The sequence below is a fragment of the Vibrio cincinnatiensis genome, from assembly GCF_022113815.1.
In the GTDB taxonomy this organism is placed as follows: domain Bacteria; phylum Pseudomonadota; class Gammaproteobacteria; order Enterobacterales; family Vibrionaceae; genus Vibrio; species Vibrio cincinnatiensis_A.
The window spans coordinates 1-1,562 of sequence record NZ_SGOM01000054.1 but is presented as its reverse complement, the minus strand read 5'-3'; the positions used below and the strand labels follow the sequence as shown (position 1 = coordinate 1,562).

Below are 1,562 nucleotides of genomic sequence, written 5' to 3'. Positions count from 1 at the left end.
CCTGAAAAATCAAGAACCTCTGCTTCATCATAAATATAAATTCCAATATTCATTCGTGCCTCCATGCACATAACGCCGCATTAAGGGGCAAGCAACGCTACCGCACAGCTTAAAACTAACCAGCCGTCACCTCAAATACTCAACCAAAACAAAAGTGCCACGCGTTGATTGTCCCGCTTAAATGCTTTGTTATGTAACTTTACTAACTATTTCAAAGCATTACCAAAAACAGCATCGCCAAACACGATTTAACTTACACGAAAAGTCAGCATTGACCCAGTAGAAAAAACTCTGGCAACTACAAAAGTAACTTGATTCTGCGGATCATGACTATAGACAAGCTGAACGCAAACCCGCTTTACCATTAAGTACTGAATGAAGACTCGAAGAACAAGAAACTGCAAGCCAAATCAATATGAATAAAACTGGATTTACAACTTTAAAAATAACCCATTAAAACAATCAATTAAAAGTATCAAACAGACAAAGTAGAAGCTAAATTCAAAGTAAAAAAACCATAAAAAACTTTAATTTTCAATATATTGTGATCTTTTTCTCTACGGTTACATAACGCCCGCTTAAAGGGCAGACAACGTAAAACAACTACACTCAACCAGAACTGCCATAACCTCAAATGTTCATTCAAACCAAAAACGCCCAGCGTTGGCTGTCCCCATTGAAGCGTTTGTTATAACCGTTTTTCCATTCTCACCAGATCCCATAACTTACCATTAAAAGATCTTGTACCAATTTCTGTTGCAACCACTTCAAAACCTAATGACTCATAGCATTTTCTAGCAACAGTGTTATGCTCAAAAACACCTAAGCTAAGTTTGGTTGCGGAAAAATCTAATCGTGCTTTATCGATTATTAACATCAACATCGATTTTGATAGTCCTTGCCCACGATAAGCATTTGAAATAAAAACACGGCAAATTCGATATTGCTCATCGGTGACTTTATACAGCTCAACAAACCCAGCATGTCTGCCGTTAACTTTTAACAGATAGGGAAATACTTCTTCTTTGCTACAGTGGGCATGGATCTGTTCGTAAGTCAGCGGAAAAGTATACGCAGGACCACCCCATAAATAGTTCAACTCATCTGAGTCAATCCATTCTATAAGCAGGTCAAAATCCGTTTCTTGAAACTCTTCTAAGTTCATGATTTTCCATTAAGTTATAACGCCGCATTAAGGGGCAAGCAACGCAAACCACTGCGCTCAAACTAACCTGCCGTAACCTCAAATGCCAACCCGAACCAAAAGTGCCACGCGTTGATTGTCCCTCTTAAATGCTTTGTTAGGCGATTTTATAAACCATTTCAATCCCTTACCAAAGAAACATCAGAACAAACCAAATTAAAACAACATGTGAGTTTAACATTGACCCTGTAATATTCACTTGCCAACAACGAAACTCATGGTCTAGTTCAAAGAAAAAATCACGACCACCAAGCTCATCACAAAATCACTCAACTGTTAAGGATGAACTTAAGACTCGAAGAACGAGAAGCACAAAGNTTATCAAATATGAACAGACTCGATCGTTAACTTTTATGAG

The 1,562-nt window shown here is 37.9% G+C and carries 1 protein-coding gene; it reads right to left on the bottom strand.

The genetic code is table 11. The features are described from left to right. Positions 1-688: 688 nt before the first annotated feature. Complete coding sequence (locus EXA13_RS16525) at positions 689-1,165, bottom strand: GNAT family N-acetyltransferase (RefSeq protein ID WP_078927649.1); 477 nt, start codon at positions 1,163-1,165, stop codon at positions 689-691. Between the last annotated feature and the right edge of the window lie 397 nt (positions 1,166-1,562).